Here is a 26,641-nt window from a genome sequence, read left to right as displayed (position 1 = left end):
CCCCTTCCGTTCTCCTCCGGCGCTGTGCCTCCATCTCCCCCTCCCCTCCGCCGCCGCTCGCCCTGCCGCCTCCGTCCCCTGATCCCCCACCTCGCCCGGGTTCGTCCCCCGGCTCACGCCGTCCTGTCCGTCCGCTGCCTCGTCCTCCCCCCACTTCACCCTCCCCCACCTCACCGGATGTGCTCATCCCCCTCGGGGCTCCCACCTTCCGGGCCGGGGCCGGAGCCCGCCGGCCAGGGGGATCCGCTCTTCATCATCCCTGGCACCCCTGGCCCCTCCCGCCCCCCCGCACGGTCGCGCTGGCGCTCCCCTCCCGCGATCCCGTCCGCGGCGTCGCCGCATCCCGGGATCGCTCTCCGAGCGCGGGGTCGACCCTCCCACCCTGGGACGTGCTCACCCGGCGGACAGGACGGCGCTGGCGCTGTTCCGTTCTGCTCCCGGTCTGCTCCCCGCCTACCGGAGCCTACCGGAGGGCCTGCCGAGGTCACGTCGAGCCCCGTCCTCCAGCAGAGGTCGAGCAGAGGTCGAGCGGAGTCCGGGCGGGGGGCGGGCGCGCGACCGACCCCAGGACCTCGCACGACTCGCACGAGAAGGGTCGCCGCAGCGCCCGTGCTGCGCGCACGGCTATCCGGCGGCGCGGTCGCGCCGAGGGGGGCGCCTGATCCAGCGCGTCTCCCCTCGCTCGGCTCGGCGTCCTTCTTACCGCGGTGGCGGCCGCCAGCGCCCCAGCTCGGCGGAGCGACGCCGGGGCGGAGAAGCGACTTCCCGTCGCATCGCCTCGGCGTTCCTCAGGCGCCACTCCCCTCGCCTCGCCTATTACCCACGCTCCACACGAATCGCCTCGAATTGCGCAGCAGCGGCAACAGCAGCAGCAACGCGACATGCCCACTCGCCCCATCGATTACAGCACGAGATCGCCGCCACCCACGCAACACCGCTCCGGCGCACGCCGAGCGCCTGCCATCGCGCCTCCGGCCCTCGAAAATCCAGCCCACGAAACACCACAATGGCCTTGCCGCACCGCGGGCAAAATCCCATGCTCGCCCTCGAGTCGATGCGCAGCAGATTCGACGCCTTCGGCAAGAACGTCTTGCGCGATACCCTCACCCGCGTCGGCGCCGTCGACACCGAGGTCGAGGTCATCGCCGCTTCCCAGACCATCGACGTCTGGTACGTGCCCGACCCGACCCGCGCGACCGCGCGCGCCGAGCTCGGCTTGCTCGGCGAGCTCGCGGCCGATCCATGCCAGTTCGAGCCGTTCCACGACACCCCGGGTCCGGGCGAGCTGCGCGGCTGCGTGCGCAAGCAGCTCCACTGGCATCATGAGCTCGCGCGCCGCGCCGGCGGCGAGGTGCCGTTCCCGCGGCTGTGCGTCCTGAGCAGCGGCCGGCCCGCGACCGTGCTCGACGCGTTCCGCTTCGAGCCCGAGCCCGGCCGCGCCGGCCTCTACCGCGCCGCGCCGGGCTGGCGCGTCGATGTCGTCGTCATCGCCGAGCTGCCGCGCACGCGCGAGACGCTGCTCCTGCGGCTGCTCGGCGCGCGCGCCGTGCTCCGCCACGCCGTCCAGGACCTCGTCGCCCTGCCCGAGGACGCCTGGGAGAGGAGCATCGCCCTGCCCTGGCTGGTACGATTGCGCTTCATGAGCCAGCAGGACCCCTCGGCGCGGACGGCGGAGCAGGTTGAAGAGGAGGAGATCATGGCGGAAGTCCACGAATGGTTCGAGCAGCTCAAGCAATCGATCCGGAGGGAGGGGCTCAAGGAAGGGCTCGCGGAGGGGCTCAAGGAAGGGCTCGCGGAGGGGCTCAAGGAGGGGCAGATCCGGGCCCTGGCCAGGCAGTTCGAGAAGAAGCTCGGCCGGCCGCTCTCCGGCGCCGAGCGATCCGTGCTGGCCGAGCGGTTCGACCGGCTCGGCCTGGATCGCCTCGACGATGTCCGTCTGGAGCTCTCCGCCGACGCGCTCGCCGCGTGGCTTGCCGAACCGACAGCGCGCTGAACGTGGATTGCGCGCTGACGATGCCGGTCCGAGGCGTGAGAAGTCCGTCGCCGGAAACGGAATGCATCAAACGAAAGGCCCGGCGTGGCGACCCATCCGGATTGCTATGACCCCATGAAGGCACACGAATGAGCCAGCAGGACCCCTCGGCACGAACGGCGGAGCAGGTTGAAGAAGAGCAGGTTGAAGAAGAGGAGATCATGGCGGAAATCCACGAGTGGTTCGAGCAGTTCAAGCAGTCGATCCGGAAGGAGGCGCTGCAGGAAGGGTTCAAGGAAGGGCTTGAGAAGGGGCTCAAGGAGGGGCAGATCCGGCCCCTGGCCAGGCAGTTCGAGAAGAAGCTCGGCCGGCCGCTCTCCGAGGCCGAGCAGTTCGTGCTGGTCGAGCGGTTCGACCGGCTCGGCCTGAATCGCCTCGACGATGTCCGTCTGGAGCTCTCCGCCGACGCGCTCGCCGCGTGGCTCGCCGAGCCGGCGGCGCACTGAACATGGATTGCGCGCCCACGATGCCGGTTCGAGGCGTGAGAAATCCGGTGCCAGAACGGAATGCGTCCAACGAAAGGCCCGGCCTGGCGACCCGTCCGGATTGCTATGACCCCATGAAGGCACACGCCGAGCCCCTCCGAGGTCGGCGTCTCACGCTCCCCCTCGCCCTTCGGCGACTGGACGGCGTTCGGGGTCGACGTGGACTCACCCCGGTCGCCGGCCGCAGCTTCCGACCCGCCGCGACACTCAACTTTGTATAATGAACTACATAAATGTGCTGCCCAGGAGACATTTGTGTATGCCGCACTACATAAATATCCTCCGCGGGAGACATTTGTGTATAACAAACTACATAAATGTGCTGCCCGGGAGACATTTGTGTATGACGGCCTACTTTAACCCCCGGTCTCGTTCGCCGGTGCCGCCTGGTTTGTATAAATGATCACACGAATGTCCTGCCCGGGAGCCATTCGCGTGTTGTGGACCACAACAACTTCCGGCTTCGTTCACCGAGCTGCCTGATTTTCTGCCTCCGGGGGTACCCGCGCCGCCACGCTTGCATGAGCTCTTCCTTCCGGGAGTCGCCGCGGAGGCCTCCGCGAGCGCCGGCCGGCTCCCGGAGGTCGCCTGGAGGGCGAACCCGCGAACGAGGGCCAGCTCCCGCGGGGAAGTTCGCGTTTGCGTCGGCAATCCACGCCCCCTAAGGAACCGCGGGCAGGCGCCGCCGCGCGACGCCGGGAGACGCCGATCGTGACCATCCAGCCTCGCCGCAGCATGAACGTGGACCAGCGCGCCGCGAGCCCTCTCCCCGCCGCGAGCCCTCTCCCCGCCGCGAGCCCTCTCCCCGCCGCGAGCCCTCTCCCCGCCGCGGGCCCTCGCCCCGCCGCGCGCCCCCGCCTCGCCGCGCCCCCCCGCCTCGCCGCGCCCCCTCGCCCCGCCGCGCCCCCCCGCCTCGCCGCGCCCCCTCGCTCCGCCGCGGGCTCCCGCCTCGCCGCGCCCCCCCGCCTCGCCGCGCTGGCGCTCGCCGCCGCGCTCGCCGCCCCCGCGTGCGCCCCCCCGCGCGCCGAGGCGCCCGCGCAGCCCGGCGGGGGGCTCGCCGCGACGTTCGCCAGGGCGATGGAGGCCGAGGCCGCGCGCTCCGCCGCGGCGGCGCCGTACCTCGACGCCATCGACCAGGCCGTCGAGGCGCCGCGCGCCGACGGCGCGCTCGCCGCCGTCCTCGCGTCCACCGACGCCCTCGTCTTCGGCGCCGGCACCGCGAGCGGCCCCGATCCCGCCGCCTCGGCCATCGCGTTCCGCTCGCGCGAGGCGCTCCCCGAGATCGCCCGCCGCCTCCAGCGCGCCTGGGCGCTCGCGGACGCCAGGGGCCGCGGCGCGACGGAGATGCCGTTCCTCCGCGGCGCGCTCGCGAGCGCGCTCCACCGCATCGCCCTCCACGTCGGCGACGAGACCGCGGCCGTGACCTGGAGCGCGCGCCGCGGCTGCGCGGGCGAGGCCGCCCTCATCGGCCCGCTCGACGGGCCGCCGCTCCACGGCCTCGCCCGGCCCTCGCCCGTGAGCTCCGCGCCCGGCGCGCCGCTCGCGCGCTCCTACCCCGGGATCGCGCCGTTCGCGAGGAGCGTCTCGCCCGTCGTCGTGCGCGCCAACGCGTGCGCGATCGACGTCGACGCGGTGAGCGCGCTCCAGGGCACGCGCGCCGTGGTCGTCGACCTCCACAACCCGATCGCCCAGCGGGTGAGCCTCGCGCTCGCCTCCTCGTCCGCCGCCGAGCTCGAGATCGGCGGCGTGCCCGCCATCCACCGCAGCTACGCCGCGGGCGGCGACGAGGTCACCCGGCTCGCGACCGTCGAGGCCCAGCCGGGCACGCTGCGCGTCGTCGTCCGCGTGGCGCAGAAGGGCGACGGCGGCACCATCGAGCTCGACGCGTGGGGCGAGGACGGCCTGCCGCTCCGCGCCCGCGCACCGCGCCCCGGCGCCGCGGCGGCCGCGGCGGCGTCGCGGCCCACCCCGGTCGCGCTCGCCCCCGCGAGGCGCGCCGGCCCCGCGGAGCTCGATCTCGCCGCCGCGGCGCTGCTCGCGCTCGGCGACGCGCGCGCGGCCGAGCACCTCCTCGATCCGGCCGGCGACGGCCTCCTCGCCGACGCCGCACCGCGCTCGCCGCCCTCGCCGCTGCGCGCCCTGCTCTACGCGCGCGCGATCCGCCGCGTCGGCGATCTGCCCGAGCCCCAGGTCGCCGAGCGCACCCGGGCGGCCCTCGGCCGCGTGCTCGCCGCGTGGCCCCGGTCGTGGGAGGCGCGCCTCTACCTCGCCGAGCTCGCCGAGCGCCGCGGTGGCCCCGGCCAGGGCACGATGGACGCCCTCCGCGAGCTCGGGCTCCACGTCGCGCCCCCCGGGCCGTCCGGCCTCTCGGCGCCCGCCGTCCCCGACGCCGACCGGATGGTCCTCGCCCAGCTCGCCGCGATCGCGCGCCGCGCCGGCGTCACCGACGTCGCCGAGGCCGCGTACGCGAAGCTCGCCGCGGCCGCGCCGGGCTCGGCCCTGCTCGCCAGCGTCGACGACCGGATCCACGGCCGCGCCGGGGCCGACGCCGTGAAGGCCGCCTGCCACGGCGGCCTCGATCGGTCGGGCTTCGCCTGCCTCGTCGCCCTCCAGAACACGGGCGACCACCCCGCCGTCCTCGCCGAGATCCAGCGGCTCCGCCGGCTCCGCCGCGCGCCGCACGCCCTGCGCGACGTGGAGCTCGGCGAGCGCGTCGCCCGCGGCGACCTGCGCGGCGCGCTCGCCGTCTACGACGCCATGGCGCCGGGCGAGCGCGTCCTGCTCGAGGCGCTCGGCCTCGCCGCCGGCCGCGGCAACGCCCGCGCCGTGCGCGGCCGCCTCGCCCGCGACCGCGCCGCCGCCCACGACGCCCCCACCGGCATCGCCCCGATCGCCCGCGCCCTCGGCCTCACGCCCGATCCGGCGCCGCGGCTCGAGGCCGAGGGGCGAAAGCTCGTGCTGGAGGACCAGGCGAAGGCGTTCCTCCCCGGCGCCGCCACCGCGGTGCTCCGCCACGTCGAGCGGTTCGACATCGCGCACGACGGGCTCGTGTACTTCGTGACCTACGATCTCCGCCGCGTCTCCGGCACCACCGACGTGGCCCAGGGGGCGGCCACCTACGGCCCGCTCATCGAGGGCCGCGCCGTGACGCGCCTGTTGCGCCGCCGCATCCACAAGCGCGACGGCCGCGTCCTCGCGCCCGACGCCGCGGCGAACGCCGCCCAGGAGCACAGCGATCTCTCGCAGCTCGAGCAGGGCGACTACGTCGAGCAGATCACCGAGGGGTACGCGCTGCCGGGCGACAGCGGCCAGCTCGTCATCGACACGTGGGACCTGCTCCCCGAGCGCACGAGCGTCCGCGAGGCCGAGATCGAGGTGCGCCGCCCGTCGTCGCTGCCGCTCGCGATCTGGTCGCACCCGCTGCTCGGCGAGGCGGAGCAGCGCGCCGAGGGCGCCTCCACGGTGAGCGTCTTCCGGCTCGAGGACCAGCCGCCGCGGCGCATGGAGGACGGCGTGCCCCGGCTGGAGATGGCCGTGGGCGTCAGCCTGGGCACGCTGACCTGGGACCACGTGGCCGCGGCCATCGACGAGAACATCCGCTCGCTCGACGACCGCGATCCGTTCATGGCCCGCTGGGCGAAGGAGGCGGCGGGGGCCGAGCGCGCCCCGGGCCCCGCCCTCCTCGAGCGCGTCGTCGCGGCCGCGGGCAAGGCGGTGAGGCTCGCCGGCGGCGCCGACCTCTCGGACCTCGCGGCGCTCTTCAACGCCGGCCCGCAGCGCACGACCGCGCGCACGATGATCGAGCTCGGCCAGGGCAGCCGGTCGTGGGTCATCTACCGCGCGCTGCGCGAGCTCGGCGTCCGGGCCGACCTCGCCGTCGCCGAGACCGAGCCGTTCAGCGCGTCGGCGGACTTTCCGCCGCACGCGGGGCGCTTCCGCCACCCGCTCGTCATCGCCCGCCTGCCGGGCGGCGACGTGTGGATCGACGCCGACGTCGAGGGCCCGCCGCTGCCGCCCGGGCGCGTGAGCCCCGAGCTCCGCGGCCGCTCCGCCATGCTGCCGACCGGGGAGCTCGTCACGGTGCAGGGGACGAGCGGCGAGATGGGCGACGAGGTCGACCTCAGGCTCCGGGTCGACGCGCACGGCAACGCCTCGGGGACGCTGACGATCCTGCTGCACGGCCGCGCGGCGCAGGCGCTCTCGGAGGCGTTCGAGACCGTGGTCGGCACGGCGCGGCGCGACCTGCTCCGGGAGGTGGTGCTCGGCTGGCTCCCGTGGGCCGACGTCGAGGACGTCGTCGTCTCGTCGGCCGAGGGCGCGTGGGGGGTCACGCTCCGCGCGGCCGTGAGCCTCCACGGCTTCGCGCGGCCGGAGGGCAAGGACGGCGCGACGTGGACGCTGCCGGGCGTGGAGCCGGTGCACCTCGTGTTCCCGCGCGCGTTCACGAGCACGCTCGGCGCCACGTACGCGTCGCGCGGCGCCCGCACGAGCGCGCTCGCGATCGAGACCGCGCTCCAGTACCACGTGCGCCGCAGGATCGAGCTGCCGGAGGGCCACGTGGTCGTGCGCGCGCCCGAGGGCGTGCGCGTCGAGCACCCGATCCTCACGGCGTCGCGCAAGGGCACGTACGGCGGCGCGGCGGGCGGCAACACGAGCGGCGGCGCGGCGGGCGGCGGCGCGGCGGGCGGCGGCGCGGACGGGGCGGCCGGCAGGACGATCGAGGAGGATTTCACGCTGAGCTTGCCGACGGGGACGGTGGACGCCGACGATTACAAGGCGTTCGTCGAGCGGGTGCAGGCGGTCGACAGCGGCTTCATGGCGGGCATCCGGGTGGCGCGGCCGGCCGGGGCCGCGCCGGAGCCGGGTCGCGGGGCCGGGGCCACGGGGACGGCGGAGAAGAAGCCTTGAGCCTGGAGATCCGCGAGTCGGTCCCGCTGGCACCGCTCACGACGCTCGGCGTGGGCGGTCCGGCGCGCTTCTTCGCCGAGGCCGACGGCGAGGCCGCCGTGGCCGAGGCGTTCCGCCTCGCCGAGGCGCGCGGCGTGCCGCTGTTCGTGCTCGGCGGCGGCTCGAACCTGCTCGTCGCCGACCGCGGCGTCGACGCGCTCGTGCTGCGCGTGCGCACCCGCGGCATCGAGGTCGAGCGCGCGGGCCCGGCGCGAGCCGGGGCGCACGGGGGCGCGGCGGACCGCGCGCTCGTGCACGTCGGGGCGGGCGAGCGGTGGGACGACCTCGCCGCGCGCGCGGTCGAGGAGGGCTGGGCGGGCGTCGAGTGCCTGTCGGGCATCCCCGGCGACGTCGGCGCGACGCCGATCCAGAACGTGGGCGCCTACGGCCAGGAGGTCGCGGAGACCATCGCCGAGGTCCGGGCGATCGACCGCGCGACGGGCGCCGCGGCCGTCATCGCGGGCGCGGACTGCGGCTTCGGGTACCGCGACAGCCGGTTCAAGCGCGCGTGGCGCGGCCGGTACGTCATCACGCGCGTCACCTTCGCGCTGCGCCCCGGCGGCGCCGCGACGGTCCGCTACCCCGAGCTCGCGCGCGCGCTCGCGGCGCCCGCCGGCGGGCCGGCGCCGCCGCTCGACGAGGTGCGCCGCGCGATCCTCGCGCTCCGCCGCGGCAAGTCGATGGTGCTCGATCCGACGGACGAGAACGGCCGGAGCGCCGGGTCGTTCTTCATGAACCCGACGCTCGCCGCAGGGGACGCGGCGGCGGCGATCGCGCGCATCGAGGCCTCGGGCGTGCTCGCGCCCGGCGAGGCGATCCCGCGGTACCCGGCGGGCGCCGGCCGGGTGAAGCTCTCCGCCGCCTGGCTGATCGAGCGCGCCGGCTTCGCGAAGGGGACGCGCCACGGCGCCGCGGGCATCTCGACGCGCCACACGCTCGCGCTGGTGAACCGCGGCGGCGCCACCGCCGCCGAGCTCCTCGAGCTCGCGCGGCGCGTGCGGCGGGGCGTGCTCGATCGGTTCGGCGTGGCGCTGACGCCGGAGCCGGATCTCGTCGGCTTCGCGCCCGGCGAGACGGACGATCTCACGGGCGGGCGCGCGGCAGACCAGGGCGGCTGAGCGGCCGCGCCCGGGGAGCTGAACGGCCGCGCGCCCGGGGACGGCGCGCCCAGCGCAACGCGCGCCGGCGCCGCCGCTGCGCCCGCGACGCGCGCGCAGGCGCCCCAGGCGTCGCCGCTGCGCCCGCGGCGCGCGCGTCCGTTGCGCGCATTCCGGGCGCCGCGGCGAGCCTTGCGCGGCCGCGCCCCCTGCGCTTTGATGGCCGCTCGACCCTCCCGAGGTGGATCCTTCCATGGCGACCCTGGACGAGCTTCGCGCGCGCATCGACGGCATCGACGACCGGATCCTCGACCTGCTCGCCGAGCGGGCCGAGGTGGCCGTCGAGGTCGCGCACGCGAAGCGCGCGGCGAACGCGACGCGGTTCCACGACCCGGAGCGGGAGCGGCGCGTGCTCACGCGGCTCCAGGCCAGGGGCGCGGGCCGCTTCCCGCGCGACGCCATCCGGGTCGTCTTCCGCGAGGTGATGAGCGCCTGCCTGTCGCTCGAGGAGCCCATGAAGGTGGCCTTTCCGGGGACGGAGGGCGCCTTCGCGGAGGTCGCGGCGCGGCACCTGTTCGGGCTGGCGGCGGTGTACCGGGAGACGGGCACCATCGAGGGCGTCTTCGACGCGGTGCGCGCGGGGGAAGCGGCCTGCGGCGTGGTCCCGGTCGAGAGCTCGACCGAGGGCTCGGTGACGCTCACGGCGGACGCCCTGATCGAGAGCGATCTCCAGATCCGGCAGGAGCTCGTGCTCGACGTCGCCTACTGCCTGTTCAGCAAGGCGGCGGGGCTGAGCGGCGTCAGCCGGGTCCACGGGCACGCGCAGGCGCTCTCGCACTGCCGCCTCTGGCTCGCGAAGCACCTCCCCGGCGCGCAGATCGTCCAGACGGTCTCCGCCGCCGAGGCGGCGCGCGAGGCGCTCGCCGATCCCGCCGCCGCGGCGGTCGGCAACCGCGGCGCGGGCGAGCTCTACGGCCTGCCGCTGCTGCGCGAGCGCATCCACGACCGGCCCGAGAACGCGACCCGGTTCATCGTGATCGCGCCGGCCGACGCGCCGCCCACGGGCACGGACAAGACCTCGATCGTCTTCTCGGTGCAGGAGGAGCCCGGGGCGCTCCGCCGCGTGCTCGCGATCTTCGACGACGCGGCGATCAACCTGACGCGGATCGAGTCGCGGCCGAGCCGCCAGAAGCACTGGGATTACGTCTTCCTGGTCGATCTGGAGGGGCACCGGACCGAGGCGCGCGTGGGGGAGGCGATCGAGCGGCTGCGCGCCCGCTGCGAGATGGTGAAGGTGCTCGGCAGCTACCCGCGCTCGACCGGCGTGCGCTGAGGCCCAGGCGGTGGTGCGGCCCTTTGGGGGGCTCACCTCCGGGGCTTAATGCGCTCTCGCAGAAGCTCATTCCGAGCATCGCGCTGCAGGACCCCACGGGCGAGTGGGACGAGCTGCCGAGCCTGGTCGACTACTGGACGAAGCCGGATGTCGTCGCGGTGATCAAGGAGCGCCGGCAGAGCCTGCTCGTCGACATCGGCAACGAGGTGGCCAATCCGGCGTGGGAGGCAGGCTGCAAGGACGCGATCCCGCGGATGCGCGCGAACGGCGATTGCCAGGACGATGGACCATTCGACATCCGCCAGCGCGGAGCGCCGCGCCCCGGCGCCGCTCGCGCTCCGGGCGCGGCGGCGCGTCGAGCCGCCCCCGCCTCTCCCACGGTGACCGGCACCACCGAGACACGATGCGGTGAGCCGAGATCGGCAACACCGGGCATCATGCGGTGAGGCGGTGCGACACCCTGTGACTCAAGGCGCGATGTACCCCGAAAATTCGCCCTGATCGACCGGGCGTCGCGCCTGCCCCCTCGACGGACCTCGCGCGCGCAGGGTATGGGTGAAATCACCATGGGGGGTGCGAAGGCGACGAGAGACGAGCACCGGGCAACAGGCTACCTGCGCGCGATGCGCAAGGCGCCATTCGCCCTCATCGAGTGCGCCGGCGGCCTCGACGCGCTCGAGATCGTCGAGTGGAACGCGGCGGCCGAGCGGGCCTTCGGCTATTCCAGAGAGGAGGCCATCGGCAAACGCCTCGTCGAGCTCCTGGTGCGCGAGGCGGACCGGGCGGCCTTCCGGCGCGCCTGCGCCGACGAGAGCGGCGCGCCGCACGTCTTCACCATCGCGCGCAAGGACGGCAGCGCGGTCGAGTGCTCATGGGTTCACGAGCCCGTCCTCGACGAGGCGGGAGCGCCGGTGGGCCTGGTCTGCTTTGGCCAGCTCGTGACGGAGCGGGCACGGCCGTCGGCGGAGCGCGACGAGGCCGGGGAGCTCCTCCGCGCGCTCCTCGATCGCCTGCCGCTCGCGCTCGCCAGGTTCGATCGGGCCGGCGTGTTCCGGCTCCACAAGGGGCTGGCGCTCGCCAGGGCGGGCCTCGAGGAAGATCAGCTCGTCGGGCAGAGCGTGCTCGATGTCTTCGCGGGCTTCCCGTCGACGCAGCTCATCCGCGAGGCGCTCGCGGGGACCCCCGGACACGAGATCGCCGACGTGAACGGCTGCACCTGGGAGACATGGTATGTGCCGGTGAGCGACGAGCGAGGCGAGCCGGATGGTGTCATCAGCATCTCGCTCGACGGCTCGGAGGCGAAGCGGAGGGAGACAGAGCTCCTCTCGAACCTCGAGACCATCGAGCGGCAACAGCGGGTGATACGCGAGCTGTCCACGCCCATCATCGAGGTCTGGGAGAGCGTCCTCACCGTCCCCATGGTCGGCGTGGTCGACAGCGCGCGGACCTCCGAGGTGATGGACAACCTGCTCACGGCCGTCGCCGACAAGGGCGCTCGCTTCGCGATCCTGGATCTCACGGGCGTCGAGGCGGTGGACACGAGGACGGCGGGCTACCTCATCGAGATGGTCCGTGCCCTCCGCCTCCTCGGCGCCGAGGGGATCATCGCCGGGATCCGCTCGAACGTCGCCCAGACCATGGTCGCGCTCGGCGTCGATCTCACCGGCATCGTGACGAAGGGCAACCTGCGCGCGGGCCTCAAGCTCTGTATCCAGCGCATGGCCGCCGAGGCGGCGACGCGCGATCTGTCCCCCTCCTGACGCAGCCCCCGGCGTGCAGCGCCACCCGCGGAGGGGCCCGTCCCGAAGCGCCGGGCGGGGATGGTGCGACGAGAGGAGCAATGGTAACTTCGGTCGCCCGTGCCGGCTGCGACGTCCGCGCTCGCCCTCCGCGCTGCCTCAGCGGCCGCAAGCGCGGCCGCTTGCGCGGTCCTCGCGCTCCCGGCGTTGGCGGCCGGGCCGCACGCGGAGCTCACGCCGGTGCTCGTCCTCGCGGCCTCCCCGGGCGCCGGCAGCCTCGACCGGCGGGCCCTCGACCTCGTCGCGGCCCACGTTCGCCCGCTCGGCGTCCGCCTTCAAATCGTCCGCCCCGACGCGCCGAGGCCGGCGCTAACACGGCTGCTCCCCGACGCGCGCGCGCTCGCCGAGGCGTGGGATGCGCGGGGCGTGCTCTGGATCGACGCCGGGTCGAGCGACGAGCTCGCGCTGTACGTGGTCGAGCGGGACGGCGAGCAGATCCACGGCCGCCGCATCCCGGTCCCGCCCGGGCAGACCGCGACGGCCCTCGAGTCGCTCGCCAACATCGCCGCCGCGGTCGCCGAGGAGCTCCGCGAGGGGCACGTCGTCGGCCTGGCCGAGGTGGACGCCGCCGCGGCGGTACCGACGCAGGCGGCCTTGCCTGCGCCCGCCGCCCCTGCGTCCGCCGCCCCTGCGTCCGCCGCCCCTGCGCCCGCCGCCCCCGCATCCGCCGCCGCCCCTGCATCCGCCGCGTCCGCGGAGCCGCGGAGCGCCCCCCTCGCGCCGAGCCGGCCGCCGACCGTCGCCGTCCTCGTCGGCTACTCGGGCGCGAACTTCAGCGGCGAGGCGCCCTGGCAGAGCGCCGCCGCGCTCCGCGCCTCCTTTGCGCCGGTAGATCGCGTGGTCGTCGGCCTGGGCTACGACCTGATCTTCCCGACCACGATCGGCGACGAGCGCTCCGGGTTCGAGCTCATGCGGTACCCGGTGCTCACGACCGCGCAGGTTCGGTTCGGCCTCCCGCTCGGCTTCGACCTGCTGCTCGGGGCGCGCGCCAGCGTCGATGTCGTCCAGCGCATCCCCCGGCGTGGCGCGCCGCCGACCACGACCACCGCGTCGTCGCCGCCGCCGACCACCACCTCGCCGCCGACCACCACTTCGCCGCCGACCACCACCTCGCCGCCGACCACCACTTCGCCGCCGACCACCACCTCGCCGCCGACCGCGACCACCGCGCCGTGGCCCCCCCCGTCGTGGCCGCCGCCGTGGCCGCCCCCGTGGCCGCCGCCGCCTCCGCGGCCGCGCGGCGATGCGCCGCTGGGCGGCTCGCCCTGGCCGTGGCCAGAGGCCGATCCGCAGAGGCCCCCGCCGCCTCCGCCGGAGACCCGGACCGACGTGCTCGTGAGCGTCGCGCCGGTCGCGGAGCTCGGGGTTCCGCTCACCAGGGGGCTTCGCCTCAAGCTGACGCTGGGCGTGGACTTCCTCCTGACGCGACCTGACGCCGCCGTGCACCCGAGCCTCGCGCTCGATCCCCACCCGGTGCGGTTCCTCACCGGGCTCGGGCTGGAGCTCGGTTTCCCCCCGTCGGCCCCACCGCGGCCGCGGGCGCGGCCGGCCGACACGCCTTCGCAGCCACGGCGGAGATCTCCTGCGCAGAAGGAAAATTGACCCGGTTCGGGCCGGGTGCCGCACCTCTGGGCCGCGATGGACGCTGAGCACACACGGGCTCTTCGCGCGAGCTTCGGGCTGTCGCCCGAGCCACGCTTGACCAGCGCCATGATGCGCCCCGCTCCCGTCCTGTCGACCACCGCGCCCGCGTCACCCGATCTCGAGCGGATGCGCCGCGCCGGCGCCGGGGACGCGGCGGCCCAGGCCTGGCTCATGGCCCAGGTGATCTCGCGGGTCCGCCGGATCGCGCGGGCGTTCCTCCGCACATCGGCCGACGCGGACGACGCCGCGCAGCTCGCCCTGCTCGCGATCCTCGAGAGCGCCGCGACCTACCGCGGCGAGGCCGCCGTCGAGGCCTGGGCCCGGCGCATCGCCGTCCGGACGGTCCTCCGGTACGCCAGGCAGCAGCGCCGGGATGGCGCGCCGGTCGCCCCGGAGAGCGCGATCGACGAGGAGCTCGTCGATACGCCGCGCCAGCGCCCCGGCGAGGCCCTCCCGCGCGAGGTGCGCGAGTACCTCGACGGGCTGCCCGAGGCGCAGCGCGACGTGATCATCCTGCACCATGCGCTCGACTACTCCATCGAGGAGATCGCTGGAATGACGGAGGTCAGCCCCGACACGGTGAAGAGCAGGTTACGCCTCGGGATCGGCGCGCTCCGCAAGCAAGTGCGCCAGGACATCGCCGTCGGCCGGAAGAGAGCGTCATGACTGGCCCGCAGAAGTCCGAGATCGACGTGGACCGCCTGCCCACCCTCCTCGTCACGCAGGCGCGCGGCGCTCCACTCCGCCCGGAGGACGCGGCGCTGCTCCGCCGCGCCGAGGAGGCGGACCCCGATCTCCGCGTGGAGGCGCAGCTCTGGGCTGCGATCGGAGCGCTCGGCGACGCGCGCGGCGACGGGCGCGAGCTCAGCGAGGCCGCCCTGATCGAGCGGGTGCTCGCGCGCACCCACGGCGAGCCCGCGCCGCGGAGCACGGCGCGGCCGCGCGCGGCGCCGCGGCCGCTGCTGCGACGAGGGGTCGCGGCGGCGGTCGCGGGCGTGGCGGTCGCGGCGACCCTCCTGGTCGCGCTCGCGGCCGAGCTGATGGACGGGGGTGACGAGGCGCCTCCGCCCGCGCCGGGCGGGAGCGAGGCGCTCGATCCGAACGGCGCGCCGCGCGTGCTCCCGGGCCCCCCCTCGCCCGCGCCGCCGGAAGAGCCCCCGCCCGGCGCCGGCGCGGCGGCGGCGGAGCCCCCGCCCGGCGCCGGCGCGGCGGCGGCGGAGCCCCCGCCCGGCGCCGGCGCGGCGGCGAGCGAGCCCGCGGACACCGCTGTCGTCGAGGCCCGGCATCGCGCTCCACAGCCGCCCAGACCGCCTCCGGAGGAGCCCGCGATGGGGGCCGAGGCGCTGCTCCTGCGCGCGCAGTCCCGGCTCGGTCAGGGGAAGACCGCCGAGGCGCTCGCCGCGTACCGCGCCCTGCTCGCGCGGCACCCGGAGAGCCCCGAGGCGCGGGCCGCGCTCGTATCGCTCGGCCAGATCGCGCTCCGCCAGGGCAAGGCGGCGGAGGCGCTCGGCCATTTCGAGCGCTACCTCGCCGGCGGCGGCCCCCTCGCCGCGGAGGCCCGGATCGGGCGGGTGCAGTGCCTGCGCCGGCTCGGGCGCACGGCCGACGAGCGCGCCGCCATTGCCGAGTTCCTCGCCCGTCATGGCGACAGCGTCCACGCGCCGCGGCTGCGCGCGCGCCAGACCGAGCTCGGCAAGAGGTGAGCCCCGGGGTCTGACGCCCTCCCGGCCTGATCCGCGAAAGGCACGACGCCGGACTGGGCGGCAGAGGCCGGCGCGGGTCGCGCGAGAACAACGCCTCTCCTCGCCGGGGCCTGCGCACACCGCGAGACACCTTCCCCGGGGCCTGCAGACACCGCGAGACGCCTCGCCGGGGCCTGCCGGTGCCTCACGCCCCCTGTGCCGTCGGCGCTTCGGGCTCCTTCCTCAAGCCCCCTCGCGCCCCTCCGGGGCCTCGGGGTCACCGGCGTTCGCGCGGGTGCGGCGCGCGCAAAAAAGATTGACCCACCCTCCCGTAAGATCGACACCTGGCCATCGAGATGTCGCACAAAGTTTGCCAGAATGTAAAAATCCCATTTCGAAGCGGCTGGCGCATCGGCGTCCTTGGCGGGGTCGTGGGCCTTCTGTCCCTCAACTGCTCGAGCTCGACGGCTGACGGCAACGATACGCCGGACACCGGGACCCCTGGCAGCTCCGCGGCATCGGGCGGCGGCTCCACGGCATCGGGGGGATCGACCGGCGACCCGACGCGCCTCATCGGCGCCTTCCAGGTGCGCTCGCTGCCTGCCAGCCCCGCGGAGGGCACGCCGGAGGCGACCGGAAGCACCTCCGTGCTTGGAAAGATCTACGACGGCCCCACGCCCTCCCAGATCGTGTGGGAGGTGCAGGCCGAGGAGGGGGGCTGTCAGCTCCTCACGCCGCGCGTCCCGTTCTGCAATCAGCCCTGCGGGGGCAGCGCCGTCTGCGTGGAGGACGACACCTGCCAGCCCTATCCGGCCGCGCACAGCGCCGGCAACGTGACCGTGACCGGCTTGAACCTCGAGTCGGGCGAGGCGTCCTTCGTGATGACCCCCACGGCGAACAACTATCAGCCGCCCGCCGGCGTGAGGCTCGCCTATCCGCCCGCCGACGAGGGCCAGGTGGTCCGCTTCGAGGCGAGCGGCGATCACTTCGGCGCCTTCACGCTGGAGGCCCGGGGCGTGAGCCCCCTCGCTCTCCTGAACGACACGATCCGCCTCGATCCCGGCCAGCCCGTGCGGCTCGAGTGGGCGCCGCCCGGGCAGGCCGACATCTCCAGAGTCCACGTGAAGCTCGATATCAGCCATCACGGGGGCACGAAGGGGATGCTCGAGTGCGCCGCGGAGGACACCGGCGCGCTCGAGCTGCCGGCATCGCTCGTCACGCAGCTCCTCGATCTCGGCGTCGCGGGGTTCCCGACGATCATCGTCACGCGCAGGTCCGTCGGCTCCACGACGATCGACGCCGGGCGCATCGATCTGATCATCTCGTCTCAGATCGAGCAGTCGGTGGTGATCGAGGGGCTCACCTCGTGCAACGACGACGCGCAGTGCCCCGACGGCCAGACCTGCCAGGCCGATCTCACGTGCCAGTGACCCTCGAGGGGCCTGCGCACCGAACCATCTTGCTTACCAGAGACAGGGAATCGACATCATGACACGCGCTTATCAATCCTTGTTCCTTCCTCTCTCCATGGCGCTGTTCTCGCACGTGCTCGGCTGCTCCGGCGCGGATGGGGACGCCTCGAGCGACGGGGCGACCAGCACGTCGTCGAGCTCCGGCGGCGGCTCCGGGGCGACCAGCGGCAGCACCACGACCACCGGCGCCGGCACCACCACGACCACCGGCGCCGGCACCACCACCACGACCACCGGCGCCGGCACCACCACCACGACCACCGGCGCCGGTACCACGACCAGCAGCGGCACCGGCGGCGCGGCGACCGAGAAATTCAGCTTCTTCGTGACGAGCCTCGTCGCCATGCAGGAGCTGTCTGGCTCCCAGGACGGGTTCGGCGGCGATCTCCGCTTCGGGGAGACGGGCCCGGGCGCCGGCCTGCGCGGCGCGGACAAGATCTGCGCGACGATCGCCGAGAAGAGCATGCCGGGCGCGGGGGCCAAGGGGTGGCGCGCGTTCCTGAGCGCCGTGGACGGCGGGGACGGCAAGCAGGTCGACGCGATCGACCGGATCGGCGAGGGGCCCTGGTATGACCGGCTCGGCCGGCTGGTCGCCAACAACAAGGAGGAGCTGCTCAACGACCGCCCCATCGCGGCCGATCCGGCGATCATCGATGATCTGCCGAACGAGGACGGCGTCCCCAACCACCAGCCCGATCCGAGCCAGCCCGAGGTGGACAACCACGACATCCTGACGGGGACCAACGCGGAAGGGAAGCTCTACAGCCCGACGGCGACGTGCAAGGACTGGACGAGCGCGGAGGGCGACAGGGACACCGAGGGGAGGCCGCGCGTCGGGCACTCGTGGCCGAGGAGCTTCGGCTTCCCCGGCGGCACCACCGGCACCGGCGGCCCCGGCGGCACCACCGGCACCGGCTTCCCCGGCGGCACCACCGGCACCGGCGGCCCCGGCGGCGTCGGCGGCGACTTCAACATGGCCAACTGGATGTCGTCCCTCGACGAGTCGGGGTGCGCGCCGGGCGTGCACCTCGTGGAGATGGGGCCGCCGCAGCTCGACGTGCCCACGGTCGGATCCGGCGGCGGTTACGGCGGGATCTACTGCTTCGCGCTGACGCCCTGACGCAGGAGCTCCGACGTGCACCGCCCCTCGACCAGCCCGTCCGCCTCAGGAGAACTCATGGTCCAAAGCACCCGCATCACCTCGATCGCCGTGCTCGCCCTGGTCGCGGCGATGCTGCCGCCGGCGTGCAGCAGCTCGGGCAGCGGCCCGGGCGACGACGGCCCGCCCATCGAGGTCTGCGAACGCACGAGCGACGACGCGTCGACGGAGTTCCTGAAGCGCGTGGGATGCGCCGAGGACTTCGAGGCGCTCGCGTCGGAGCCCATCGACGCGAGCTTGCCCGGCGCGCGATCGGTCAAGGTCGTCCTGGATCAGGCCGATCAGAACGCGCTGTATTTCCAGAACAGCGTGCTCTACAGGGTCCACTACGACTTCGTGTCGTCGCACCTCTCCGGCGACGGGCTGCCGTTCGTCCCCCCCCTCGGCGAGTTCAACGCGACCGAGTACTTCACGCCGGATCGCCGCTTCGTCCTCGGCGCGGTGACGCATTACGAGGGGCCGGACGTCTGGGCGCTCGAGATCTCTCCGTACGACACCGCGTCCGCGGACATGATCACCACCCTGTTCAAGGCGGTCCAGCGCGCCTCCTTCTTCGGCGCGAAGCTCGCCTTCCACCCCACGTCGGAGTCCGTGGCGATCGAGGCGCAGAAGCTCCCCGAAGGCGTCCCCGTGGTCAGCACCGACGATCTCTACGCCGGGATCGACTACCAGCCGCTCTCGCTGGGCACGGCCGTGGGGCGGCTCCGCTTCGTGAGGGCGGCCGCCCTCGACTCGGAGTACCTCTCCCACCAGGACATCGTCGTCCTCGACCAGGCGCCCAACGACATCTCGGTCGTCCAGGGCATCATCACGGAGGAGTTCCAGACGCCGCTCTCGCACGTCAACGTGCTCTCCCAGAACCGGCGCACGCCCAACATGGGGCTGCGCAACGCGATGAGCCACCCGGAGCTGCTCGCGCTGAAGGACAAGCTGGTCGAGCTCACCGCGGGGGCGTCGTCCTGGAGCGTTCGCGAGGTCACCGAGGCGGAGGCCGAGGCGTTCTGGGAGGCGCACAAGCCCGTACCCGTCACGCTCCCGCCGCTCGATCTGACCGCCACCGAGCTCCTCGACCTCGAGGAGGTGACCCCCGATCCGGCGGATGGCGAGTCGCTCCGGGACGCGATCAAGAAGGCGGTCCTCGCCTACGGCGGCAAGGCAGCACACTATTCCATCCTGGCCCGGATGCCGGAAATCCCGATCCTGAAGGCGTTCGCGATCCCGGTTTACTACTACGACCAGTTCATGCAGCAGAACGGGTTCTACGACCAGCTCGAGGCGCTGCTCGAGGACCCGGAGTTCAAGACCGATCCGGCGGTCCGCGACAGGGAGCTGAAGGCGCTGCGCGACGCCATGAAGGACGCGCCCCTCGACGCCGACTTCCAGGCGCTCCTCCAGGCGAAGATCGAGGCGGACTATCCCGGGTTCAAGATGCGCTTCCGCACCAGCACGAACAGCGAAGATCTGGAGGGATTCCCGTGCGCAGGATGCTATGATTCACACACCGGCGACCCGGCGGACTGGGAGGACGTGGCGGACGCAATCCGCAAGACGTACGCCAGCGCCTGGAAGCTCCGTACCTTCGATGAGCGCACTTATTACGGCATCGACCACAGGTCCCTCGGGATGGCCCTGCTCGTGCATCACAACTTCCCGAACGAGGAGGCGAACGGCGTGGCCGTGACCAACAACCCGTTCGATCCCTCGGGGCTCCAGCCTGCCTTCTACGTCAACGTGCAGAAGGGCGGCAGCGTGGAGGTCGTGGCCCCGCCCCCCGGCGTGACGAACGACGAGTTCCTCCACTTCTTCAACCAGCCGAATCAGCCGGTCACGTACCTGACCCACTCGAGCCTCGTGCCGGAGGGTCAGACGGTCCTCACGCCGGCGCAGGTGCACCAGCTCGGCGTGGCGCTCGACGCCATCCACGACCGGTTCTCGCCGGCCTACGGGCCCGCGTCGGGCAACAGCGGCTGGTACGCGATGGACGTGGAGTTCAAGTTCGACGACGACGAGAACCCGGGCGAGCCGCCGGCCCTCTTCATCAAGCAAGCACGCCCCTACCCGGGACGCGGGGCGGCATCCGAGGCGCCGTGATGCGGGCACGCGCGCGGCCGGGCGGGCCGCACCTCACGAGCGCCCCGAGGAAGAGCGGCGCCTCATGATCGACTGGCTCGGGTGGCTCACCCAGGGGAGCGTCGTGGAGCTCCGCGTGGCCCTCGTGTCGCTCCTGCTCGCGTTCGGGCTCGGACAGGCGGTCGCGGTCGTCTACATGGCCACGTTCCGCGGGCTCTCGTACTCCCGCTCCGCCGTGCACAGCATGGCGATGGGCAGCGTCATCGCCTGCATGCTCATGCTCGCCGTCGGCAACAGCATCGCCGCCGGCATCGGCGTCGCCGTGGGCCTCAGCGCGGTCCGGTTCCGGACGACCCTGCGCGATCCGCGCGACATCATGTTCATCTTCGCGGCGCTCGGCGTCGGCATCGCCAGCGGGCTCCAGGCGCACGCCGCGGCCCTCCTCGGGACGGCGATGTTCGCGGGCGGGTCCTTGCTCCTCCACTTCACCGGCTACGGGGCGCGGCATCAGCCCGACGGCCTGCTCCGCTTCACGGCGCCCGCGGGGCCCGGGGCGGAGGAGGAGATCACGACGATCCTCCGCACGCACTGCCGCACCTTCTCGCTCGTGACGCTCCGGGAAGCCGCCCAGGGGACCGTCATGGAGCACGCCTATCAGATCACCGTGCGCGCCCCGGAGCTCCGCTCCTCGCTCGTCTCGAGGCTGCAGGCCATCCCGGGCGTGCAGGACGTCTCACTCCTGCTCCAGGAGCCGACGCTGGATCTCTAGGGACCGAGATCCACCGCCGGCGGGCCTGTTTCGTGCCCTCGCGGGCCATCCCGACTCGTTGACGCGATCGCCGTTGTCTTCACCGCGCAAGGAATCACCGATGCTCAGCTACCCGCGACTCCGCTCGACGCTCCAGGATGCCGGCCCCGCGATCACCCTCGTGCTCACGCTCGGGGCCGCCCTGTGGCTCCACGTGGGCGGCAGCCCGCACGGCCGGGTCTTCGGCTACGCGGAGGCGCTGCCCGAGGTGATCTCGCCGGTCGAGACCGCGCGGGTGGCCACCGTCGAGGTGGCCGTCGGCGAGGAGGTCGAGGCCGGGCAGATCATCGCGACGCTGGACGCCTCGGTGATCGACGGCGAGATCGGCGTCGCCAGGGCGGAGAAGGAGCAGATCGAGGCCGACCTGCGCGCGGAGCTGGCCCTCCTCGAGCAGGAGATCGACATGGATCGCGAGTCGGTCGAGCGCGACATCGCGGTCCACCGCGAGGAGCAGCGCCGGGCGCTCGCCGAGGCGAAGGTGCTGGACAGCGAGATCTCGAGGATGAAGCAGCTCGTCGAGAACCGGCAGGCGGTCCTCGACGACCTGACGAAGCTCGACCTGCAGCACGCGACGGCCACGGCGATCGCCCGCGAGAAGCCGCGCACGCTGAGCGTCCTCACGGCGCAGCTCAAGGCGGCGGAGCGGCGCCGGAGCGAGCTCCGGGATCAGACGTCCGGGCTGGCGGCGAAGCTCGACGCGGACGTGCGCGTCGCGGCCGAGACCATCGCGATGCTCGAGAAGCGGCGCGAAGCGTACGTGCTGCGCGCCGCGAACGCGGGGCGCGTCGCCTCGATCCTCAAGCAGCCCGGCGAGGTCGTCCCGGCCGGCGAGCCGCTGGTGCAGCTCCTGAGCGCGCGCACGGGCGCGCGCGTGGTCGCCTGCGTCCCCGAGCGCGCCGCGTTCGGCGTCCACGAGGGGGACGCCGCCAAGCTCTGGATCCGGGGCCAGCTCGGCGACGCGCTCCCGGGCACGGTCCTCACGGTGGGTCCGCTCGTCTCGGAGCTCCCGCCGCGCTGCTGGTCGGCGCCGGACATGCCCGCGTGGGGTCGCGTGGTCACCATCACGCTGGACGCGCCGGTGGCCATCGTGCCCGGGCAGGCGTTCGACATCAGCTTCGACCGCCGCGGCGGCGCCGCCGCGGCCCCGCCGCCGAAGGCCCCCGCCGCGCCGGACGCCGACGCGCCGCCCGGGGCCGGCGCGCCGCCCAGGGCCGCCGCGCCTTCGGCCCAGCGCGTCCTGCAGATCCCCCCGGCGCTCGCGATGCGCTCGCGCTTCGAGCCGTCCGGCGTCCTCGCGCGCCCGGGCGAGTCGCGGTACCTCGTCGTCAGCGACGACACGGGCCAGAAGCGCAACGAGGGCGTGCCGTGGCTCTTCGCGATGTCCGCGGGCGGCGCCGTCGATCCGGAGCCGGTGCCGGTGCACGGCGTCCAGAAGATCAACGACATCGAGGGGATCGCAGCGGGGGACGCGGGCGAGCTCTACCTCCTCTCGTCCCAGAGCTACAGCAAGAAGGGCAAGCGCAAGCGGGAGCGGACCGCGCTCCTCCGCCTCCGCCCGGAGGGCCAGGGCTTCCGCGTCGACGGCGCCATCCACCTGGCGGAGGTCCTCGACGCGGCCCCGGCGCGCGCCGCGGCGCTCGGCCTCCCCGACGGGACGCGGGCGCTCGACATCGAGGGCCTCGCGTTCCGGCAGGGCGCCCTGTACCTCGGGCTGAAGGCGCCGCTCGATCCGCAGGGCAACGCGATGATCTGGCGGATCGAGTCCCCGGGCGCGCTCTTCGGCGAGGGGAGCGCCTCCCCGGTCAAGGTGGCGGTGGCGAGGGACAAGGGCGCCGCGGACGAGGCGAGGCGCTTCGACGCGGCGCGCGTCTCGCTGTGGGCGCGCGCCCGCGTCGACGTGGAGCTCGCGGGGCGGCCCACGCCGGGCGGCATCTCGGACCTCGTCTTCATGCCCGACGGCGCGCTCGCGATCACGTCCACGCCCTCGACGGCGGACGGCGACGCCGGCGCGCTGTGGCGGGTCGATCGCCCCGAGGCCGGGGCCCTCTCCCCGCGCCTCGTGCAGCGGTTCCCCGAGCTCAAGCCCGAGGGGATCTCGCCGTCGCTCACGCCGGGCAAGCTGATGATCGTGTTCGACGCCGGCAGCGCCGCGCCGTCGTTCCAGGAGGTCTCGTGGAGCCCATGACGCCGCGCGCCCGGGGCGCGGCGCTGTGGATCACGCTGCTCTGCGCGGCGCTCGCGGGGTGCGCCGCGCCGCCGAGGGCGTCGGCCTCCGATCGAGCGATCGCCCTCTACCGCGAGGGCCGCTCGCCCTCCGGCGCGGCCGCGCACCGGCGCGCGGGCCCGGGGCTCGGCGCGCGGGGGGCCACCGCCGGGGAGCCGCTCGCGCTGACCGTGGACGACGCGGTCGCCTGGGCCAGGGAGCGCAGCGCCGAGCTCGCCGCGCAGGACGCCCGCGCCGACGCGGCCGCGGCGCAGATCGAGGCGGAGGACCATTTCGAGAACCCGGAGCTCCGCCTGTCGAACATCGACATCGAGCCGATGGTCCACGGCGAGCCGCGGGTGAGCGCCGCGCTCCGCTTCCCGTTCGCGCGCCCGGGCGAGGTCGGCGCGAACGTCGCGGCCGCGCGCGCGGACGAGGCCAAGGCGCGCGGCGAGGCGCGCGAGATCGAGATCGCCATGGAGGCCGAGATCCGCGCGCTCTTCGACCAGGTGCTCCTGCTCGACGCGGAGATCGCGGCCGCCGACGCGGTCGCCGCGGCGCGCCGGTCGCTCGCCGCGTGGATGAAGAAGCAGCTCGCGGCCGCGCGCACGACGGCGCTCGACGAGGCGATGACGGAGCTCGCCGTGGTCGACGCGGAGCAGGACACCGTGGACCTGCGCGCGCAGCGGAGCGCGGCGCTCGGCGCGCTCCTCGCGCGCATGGGGCTCGACCCGTCCGTGCCCGTGCGTGTCATCGGCGAGCCGAAGGCCACGTGGCCGCCCCCGGAGCTGCCCACGGAGGAGGCGGCGGTCGAGCTCGCGCTCCGGCGCCGGCCCGAGATCGAGCTCGCGGCCGCGCAGCTCGACGAGGCGGACGCGGCGCTCCACGCCGGGCGCGGCGAGCGGTGGCCGTGGCTGTCCTTCTTCGAGGTCGGCTACGACTTCGAGCCCCGCACCCGGACCGGCCTCGGCTGGACGTTCGGGCTCGCCGTCGACCTGCCGATCTTCGATACCCGCAGCGCGACCGTCACCGCGGCGGACGCGGCGCGCAGGGCGGAGCTGCGCGCGATGGCCGCCGCGGTGGAGCTGGTGACGCGCGAGGTGCGGACGAGCCTGAGCGAGGCCCGGGCGGCGCGGGACGCCGCGACCGAGATCCGGCGCCGGATGCTCCCCGCCGCCGAGCGCGCGGGCGAGGAGGCCAGGCGGGTGCTCGAGAGCCACGCCATCGACGCGGGCGAGGCGCTCGAGGCCGACGAGCGCCGCATGCGCCTGGAGCTGCGATGGCTGCGCTCCGTGCGCCGGTACTGGGAGGCCGTCGGCGAGCTCCGCCACGCGGTCGGCGGCCGGCTCCCGGCGGAGGCGGGGCGGGCGCCGAGGAGCGGGGGCGTCGAGCGAGATGCGCCACGGTAGGCTGGACACGACGCGCTTCCGGCGCGCGCCTCTCCTCCTCTTTGTCCTGCCTCCGCCTGGCGTCGAGCCAAGCCCCGGTGGACCGGTCGCGTCCAAGCGCCATGCCCACCCCCTACCGGGATGATCTCGACGCCCTGAACGCCCGCCACGATCTGCTCGCCGAGGAGCTCGCGGTCCTCAAGGAGCGGACGGCGGAGCTCTCCGCGCTGAAGGAGGCCGAGCGGCGCGTCGAGGGGGAGCTCGACGCCGTGCGCCGCCAGCTCGACGAACGCGCGGCGCGCCGATCGCTCGCGCTGCTCGAGCGTGTCCGCGTCGCGAGCCCCTGCAACGCGGACTGGGACGAGATGGTCGGCGACGACCGGGTGCGCTTCTGCGATCACTGCCAGAAGGACGTGTACAACCTGTCCGGGATGCCGCGCGACGAGGCGGAGCAGATGATCCGCGAGGCCACGGGCGCCGTGTGCGTGCGGCTGTACCGCCGCGCGGACGGGACGGTGCTCACGGCCGACTGCCCCGTCGGCGCGAGGCGTCGCCGCGTGCGCAACGTGACCGCGGCGGCGGTGGGGGGCGGCCTGCTCGCCGCGGGGGCGGCGGTCGTCGACCTGCTCACCGTCCCCGTGGCCACCGTGGGCGCCGTGGAAGCGTCGCCGCCCGAGGTCGCGCCGCCCTCCTTCGCGCCGCCCGAGGTCGTGCGGTATCCCGTCGTGCACGCCGACCCCGGCGACACGGTGATGATGGGCCTGCTCCGGCCGTCCGATCTCCCCCTCTCCGGCGCGCCGGGGTCCGCCGCGACAGGCTCGGCAGGGCGCATGGAGGGGCGAGACAGGCCCCCTCCCGGCACCCGAGTAACGCCCCGGCGCCCCGGGGACGCTCAGGGCGCGACCGTGGGTTGCAAGTGCGTCCCGGGGGATCCGCTCTGCACCTGCCTGTGATCGCTGGCGGTCGAGAGCGCCTGGAGCGCCCGGCCCGACTCAAGCCGACTGGGCGCGCCGCTGACCCATCTGGCGCCTCAGCACCTCGACGGCGTCGATGCAGATCCCCGGATTGATCGGCGCGCCGGAAGCCGCCAGGTGCCTCGACACGAAGTTGGCCGAGTCAGCCACGTTCCCGCACGGTCGGAATGCAGCGCGCGAGTTGGCCAGCATCATGATACCGGTCGCCACGCTGCGCACGGCGGACGCGAAGAACCCCTGCCCTTCGAACGCGACCGAGACGGCGCCCACGGCCGTCGGGTGCTCCTCGAAGACACGGATGATGATCTTTCGCACCTCCGGTGGCGGAAGCGGGGTATTCGGCTCGATGACCGCGAGATGGCCAAGCCCTGAGCCGAAGCGCGAAATACCAGCCTTCATTTCCCTGTAAAACACACGGGCTGTGTAGATATCGTTTTCTCGCCAGACGGCGATCTGAAGCCGATCCACCCAGCCGAGCGCGCAGATCTCGTTGACCAGGCGAACGTCTACAGCCATATCCGAGGAAGGATAACCGGCGCGCTGTCCATGGCGCAAGGCCCGGTCGCGCCGCGGCGGACGGCGCCGATGGCGCCGATGGATGAGAGCGCTGCCGCCACACTGGTGTGATGGCGGCCACACCCATCAACGTGACCGCCATCACTCATCTTGGCGCTCGGCACGGCCACGGTGGTGCTGCACTCTGGGTGCTGCCGGAGTGGCTGGCGTCCAGGCGCGAGCGCCACAAGGGGCCCGCCGGCACGCACCCCGGAGAGGTGAGCCCCCACAGGAGCCGCAGCGGCGCGTTCAGCGCCGGCGTCGTCCGACCCGGATCAGGCGGACGGGGCGCCCTGCCGCCCCATCCGGCGCCTCAGCTCTTCGACCGCGTCGATGCAGAGCCTCGGCTCCAGAGGCGCGCCGGAGACCGTCACGTACCTTGACAAGAACGCGACCGCATCGGCCACGCTGCCGCAGGGTCGAATTGGAATCCGCGGCTTGGCCAGCAGCATGAGGCCGGTCACCGCGCTGCGCACGGCGGACGCGAAGAAGCCTTGCCCTTCGAACGCGACCGCCACGGCGCTCACCGCCGTGGGGTGCTCCTCGAACACGCGGATGGCAGTCTTCCGCACCTCCGGCGGCGGGAGCGAGACCTGCGGATCGGCGACGGCAAGATGACCGATACCCGATCCGAAGCGCGCGATGCCGGCCTTCATCTCTCTATAAAACACGCGGGCTTCATAGAGGTTGCCCTCCCGATAGACAGCGATCTGGAGCCGGTCCAGCCAGCCGAACGCGCAGGCCTCGTTGATGAGGCAAACCTCGAAAGCCATTGGCATTCGAGCATAACCGGCACGCTTCGCTGAACGCAAGGCTCGATCGCGCCGGGGCGGCCGGCGCGGACGGCCGCAATGATCAGCACCTGCATTGGCATATGCTCGACGCAGCCGACCGGTGTCAGGGCGACGGCGTCGCCGGCGCCGCGCACACGAGCAGCTCCCCGGACCCCCTCGGTCGAGCGCCAACGCGGCCGGCTCGCGCAGCCCGGGGGGC

The 26,641-nt window shown here is 74.1% G+C and carries 20 protein-coding genes; 17 read left to right on the top strand and 3 right to left on the bottom strand.

The annotated features are described in order from the left end of the window. The first annotated feature begins 1,054 nt into the window (after positions 1 to 1,054). From WMF31_RS02165 to WMF31_RS02115, 11 genes are all read left to right on the top strand, one after another. Positions 1,055 to 1,993, top strand: a complete 939-nt coding sequence (locus WMF31_RS02165; protein ID WP_436600347.1) for a hypothetical protein — start codon at positions 1,055 to 1,057, stop codon at positions 1,991 to 1,993. Between the two features lie 128 nt (positions 1,994 to 2,121). Further along, a complete protein-coding gene (locus WMF31_RS02160; protein ID WP_207213707.1) occupies positions 2,122 to 2,478 on the top strand; it encodes a hypothetical protein in 357 nt (118 codons plus the stop codon). A gap of 750 nt (positions 2,479 to 3,228) precedes the next feature. Next, positions 3,229 to 7,425: a hypothetical protein gene (locus WMF31_RS02155; RefSeq protein ID WP_436600346.1), complete on the top strand. Its 4,197-nt coding sequence runs from the start codon at positions 3,229 to 3,231 to the stop codon at positions 7,423 to 7,425. Positions 7,426 to 7,427: 2 nt separating this feature from the next. Next, complete coding sequence (locus WMF31_RS02150) at positions 7,428 to 8,582, top strand: UDP-N-acetylmuramate dehydrogenase (protein WP_436606508.1); 1,155 nt, start codon at positions 7,428 to 7,430, stop codon at positions 8,580 to 8,582. A gap of 232 nt (positions 8,583 to 8,814) precedes the next feature. Further along, the gene (gene pheA / locus WMF31_RS02145; RefSeq protein ID WP_436600345.1) at positions 8,815 to 9,894 is read left to right on the top strand and encodes a prephenate dehydratase; all 1,080 of its coding nucleotides are present in this window, start codon (positions 8,815 to 8,817) and stop codon (positions 9,892 to 9,894) included. Positions 9,895 to 9,917: 23 nt separating this feature from the next. Beyond that, positions 9,918 to 10,340, top strand: a complete 423-nt coding sequence (locus WMF31_RS02140; protein WP_436600344.1) for a hypothetical protein — start codon at positions 9,918 to 9,920, stop codon at positions 10,338 to 10,340. 177 nt (positions 10,341 to 10,517) lie between these two features. Then, positions 10,518 to 11,654, top strand: coding sequence for a PAS domain-containing protein (locus tag WMF31_RS02135; RefSeq protein WP_436600343.1), 1,137 nt, complete (start codon positions 10,518 to 10,520; stop codon positions 11,652 to 11,654). Between the two features lie 186 nt (positions 11,655 to 11,840). Continuing rightward, positions 11,841 to 13,295, top strand: a complete 1,455-nt coding sequence (locus WMF31_RS02130) for a hypothetical protein (protein WP_436600342.1) — start codon at positions 11,841 to 11,843, stop codon at positions 13,293 to 13,295. A 108-nt stretch (positions 13,296 to 13,403) separates the two neighbouring features. After that, complete coding sequence (locus tag WMF31_RS02125) at positions 13,404 to 14,003, top strand: RNA polymerase sigma factor (protein ID WP_436600341.1); 600 nt, start codon at positions 13,404 to 13,406, stop codon at positions 14,001 to 14,003. Beyond that, positions 14,000 to 15,040 (top strand): tetratricopeptide repeat protein, encoded by a 1,041-nt coding sequence (locus WMF31_RS02120; protein ID WP_436600340.1) that lies wholly within the window; start codon positions 14,000 to 14,002, stop codon positions 15,038 to 15,040. Before WMF31_RS02125 ends, WMF31_RS02120 begins: the two co-directional genes overlap by 4 nt. Positions 15,041 to 15,450: 410 nt before the next feature. Then, complete coding sequence (locus tag WMF31_RS02115) at positions 15,451 to 16,449, top strand: hypothetical protein (protein ID WP_436600339.1); 999 nt, start codon at positions 15,451 to 15,453, stop codon at positions 16,447 to 16,449. Between the two features lie 72 nt (positions 16,450 to 16,521). Here WMF31_RS02115 and WMF31_RS02110 read toward each other — a convergent pair whose 3' ends face one another. After that, on the bottom strand, positions 16,522 to 16,836 hold the full coding sequence (locus WMF31_RS02110; RefSeq protein ID WP_436600338.1) for a hypothetical protein: 315 nt from the start codon (positions 16,834 to 16,836) through the stop codon (positions 16,522 to 16,524). Between WMF31_RS02110 and WMF31_RS02105 the strand changes: the two genes are divergently transcribed. The 6 genes from WMF31_RS02105 to WMF31_RS02080 all read left to right on the top strand — a co-directional run bounded on the left by WMF31_RS02105 (position 16,835) and on the right by WMF31_RS02080 (position 25,072). Beyond that, positions 16,835 to 17,611, top strand: coding sequence for a hypothetical protein (locus WMF31_RS02105; RefSeq protein ID WP_436600337.1), 777 nt, complete (start codon positions 16,835 to 16,837; stop codon positions 17,609 to 17,611). The two genes, WMF31_RS02110 and WMF31_RS02105, sit on opposite strands and share 2 nt — an antisense overlap. Positions 17,612 to 17,668: 57 nt before the next feature. Next, complete coding sequence (locus WMF31_RS02100) at positions 17,669 to 19,741, top strand: PEP/pyruvate-binding domain-containing protein (RefSeq protein ID WP_436600336.1); 2,073 nt, start codon at positions 17,669 to 17,671, stop codon at positions 19,739 to 19,741. Between the two features lie 64 nt (positions 19,742 to 19,805). Then, a complete protein-coding gene (locus WMF31_RS02095; RefSeq protein ID WP_436600335.1) occupies positions 19,806 to 20,489 on the top strand; it encodes a DUF4956 domain-containing protein in 684 nt (227 codons plus the stop codon). 100 nt (positions 20,490 to 20,589) lie between these two features. Continuing rightward, positions 20,590 to 22,713: an HlyD family secretion protein gene (locus tag WMF31_RS02090; protein WP_436600334.1), complete on the top strand. Its 2,124-nt coding sequence runs from the start codon at positions 20,590 to 20,592 to the stop codon at positions 22,711 to 22,713. Next, complete coding sequence (locus tag WMF31_RS02085) at positions 22,710 to 24,140, top strand: TolC family protein (RefSeq protein WP_436600333.1); 1,431 nt, start codon at positions 22,710 to 22,712, stop codon at positions 24,138 to 24,140. Before WMF31_RS02090 ends, WMF31_RS02085 begins: the two co-directional genes overlap by 4 nt. 101 nt (positions 24,141 to 24,241) lie before the next feature. Further along, the gene (locus WMF31_RS02080; protein WP_436600332.1) at positions 24,242 to 25,072 is read left to right on the top strand and encodes a hypothetical protein; all 831 of its coding nucleotides are present in this window, start codon (positions 24,242 to 24,244) and stop codon (positions 25,070 to 25,072) included. 39 nt (positions 25,073 to 25,111) lie between these two features. Here the strand turns inward: WMF31_RS02080 and WMF31_RS02075 are convergent, their stop codons facing one another. Both WMF31_RS02075 and WMF31_RS02070 read right to left on the bottom strand, forming a co-directional pair. Continuing rightward, positions 25,112 to 25,609 carry a hypothetical protein gene (locus WMF31_RS02075; protein WP_436600331.1) on the bottom strand — a complete coding sequence of 166 codons (498 nt, stop codon included), beginning with the start codon at positions 25,607 to 25,609 and terminating at the stop codon, positions 25,112 to 25,114. Between the two features lie 314 nt (positions 25,610 to 25,923). Further along, the gene (locus WMF31_RS02070) at positions 25,924 to 26,460 is read right to left on the bottom strand and encodes a hypothetical protein (RefSeq protein ID WP_436600330.1); all 537 of its coding nucleotides are present in this window, start codon (positions 26,458 to 26,460) and stop codon (positions 25,924 to 25,926) included. Positions 26,461 to 26,641: the final 181 nt, after the last annotated feature.

The organism is Sorangium sp. So ce1036, from assembly GCF_051369805.1.
GTDB classification, from domain to species: Bacteria; Myxococcota_A; Polyangia; order Polyangiales; family Polyangiaceae; genus Sorangium; species Sorangium cellulosum_F.
The sequence above is the reverse complement of the archived record's forward strand: the minus strand, read 5'-3'. Positions and strand labels throughout refer to the sequence as shown.

Coding starts and splice junctions, on each gene's coding strand:
- WMF31_RS02080 (WP_436600332.1), top strand. CDS start 24,242: ATGCCCACCCCCTACCGGGATGATCTCGACGCCCTGAACGCCCGCCAC.
- WMF31_RS02165 (WP_436600347.1), top strand. CDS start 1,055: ATGCGCAGCAGATTCGACGCCTTCGGCAAGAACGTCTTGCGCGATACC.
- WMF31_RS02120 (WP_436600340.1), top strand. CDS start 14,000: ATGACTGGCCCGCAGAAGTCCGAGATCGACGTGGACCGCCTGCCCACC.
- WMF31_RS02125 (WP_436600341.1), top strand. CDS start 13,404: ATGATGCGCCCCGCTCCCGTCCTGTCGACCACCGCGCCCGCGTCACCC.
- WMF31_RS02160 (WP_207213707.1), top strand. CDS start 2,122: ATGAGCCAGCAGGACCCCTCGGCACGAACGGCGGAGCAGGTTGAAGAA.
- WMF31_RS02075 (WP_436600331.1), bottom strand. CDS start 25,609: ATGGCTGTAGACGTTCGCCTGGTCAACGAGATCTGCGCGCTCGGCTGG.
- WMF31_RS02135 (WP_436600343.1), top strand. CDS start 10,518: ATGCGCAAGGCGCCATTCGCCCTCATCGAGTGCGCCGGCGGCCTCGAC.
- WMF31_RS02095 (WP_436600335.1), top strand. CDS start 19,806: ATGATCGACTGGCTCGGGTGGCTCACCCAGGGGAGCGTCGTGGAGCTC.
- WMF31_RS02105 (WP_436600337.1), top strand. CDS start 16,835: ATGCAGGAGCTGTCTGGCTCCCAGGACGGGTTCGGCGGCGATCTCCGC.
- WMF31_RS02100 (WP_436600336.1), top strand. CDS start 17,669: ATGGTCCAAAGCACCCGCATCACCTCGATCGCCGTGCTCGCCCTGGTC.
- WMF31_RS02110 (WP_436600338.1), bottom strand. CDS start 16,836: ATGGCGACGAGGCTCGTCACGAAGAAGCTGAATTTCTCGGTCGCCGCG.
- WMF31_RS02090 (WP_436600334.1), top strand. CDS start 20,590: ATGCTCAGCTACCCGCGACTCCGCTCGACGCTCCAGGATGCCGGCCCC.
- pheA (WP_436600345.1), top strand. CDS start 8,815: ATGGCGACCCTGGACGAGCTTCGCGCGCGCATCGACGGCATCGACGAC.
- WMF31_RS02085 (WP_436600333.1), top strand. CDS start 22,710: ATGACGCCGCGCGCCCGGGGCGCGGCGCTGTGGATCACGCTGCTCTGC.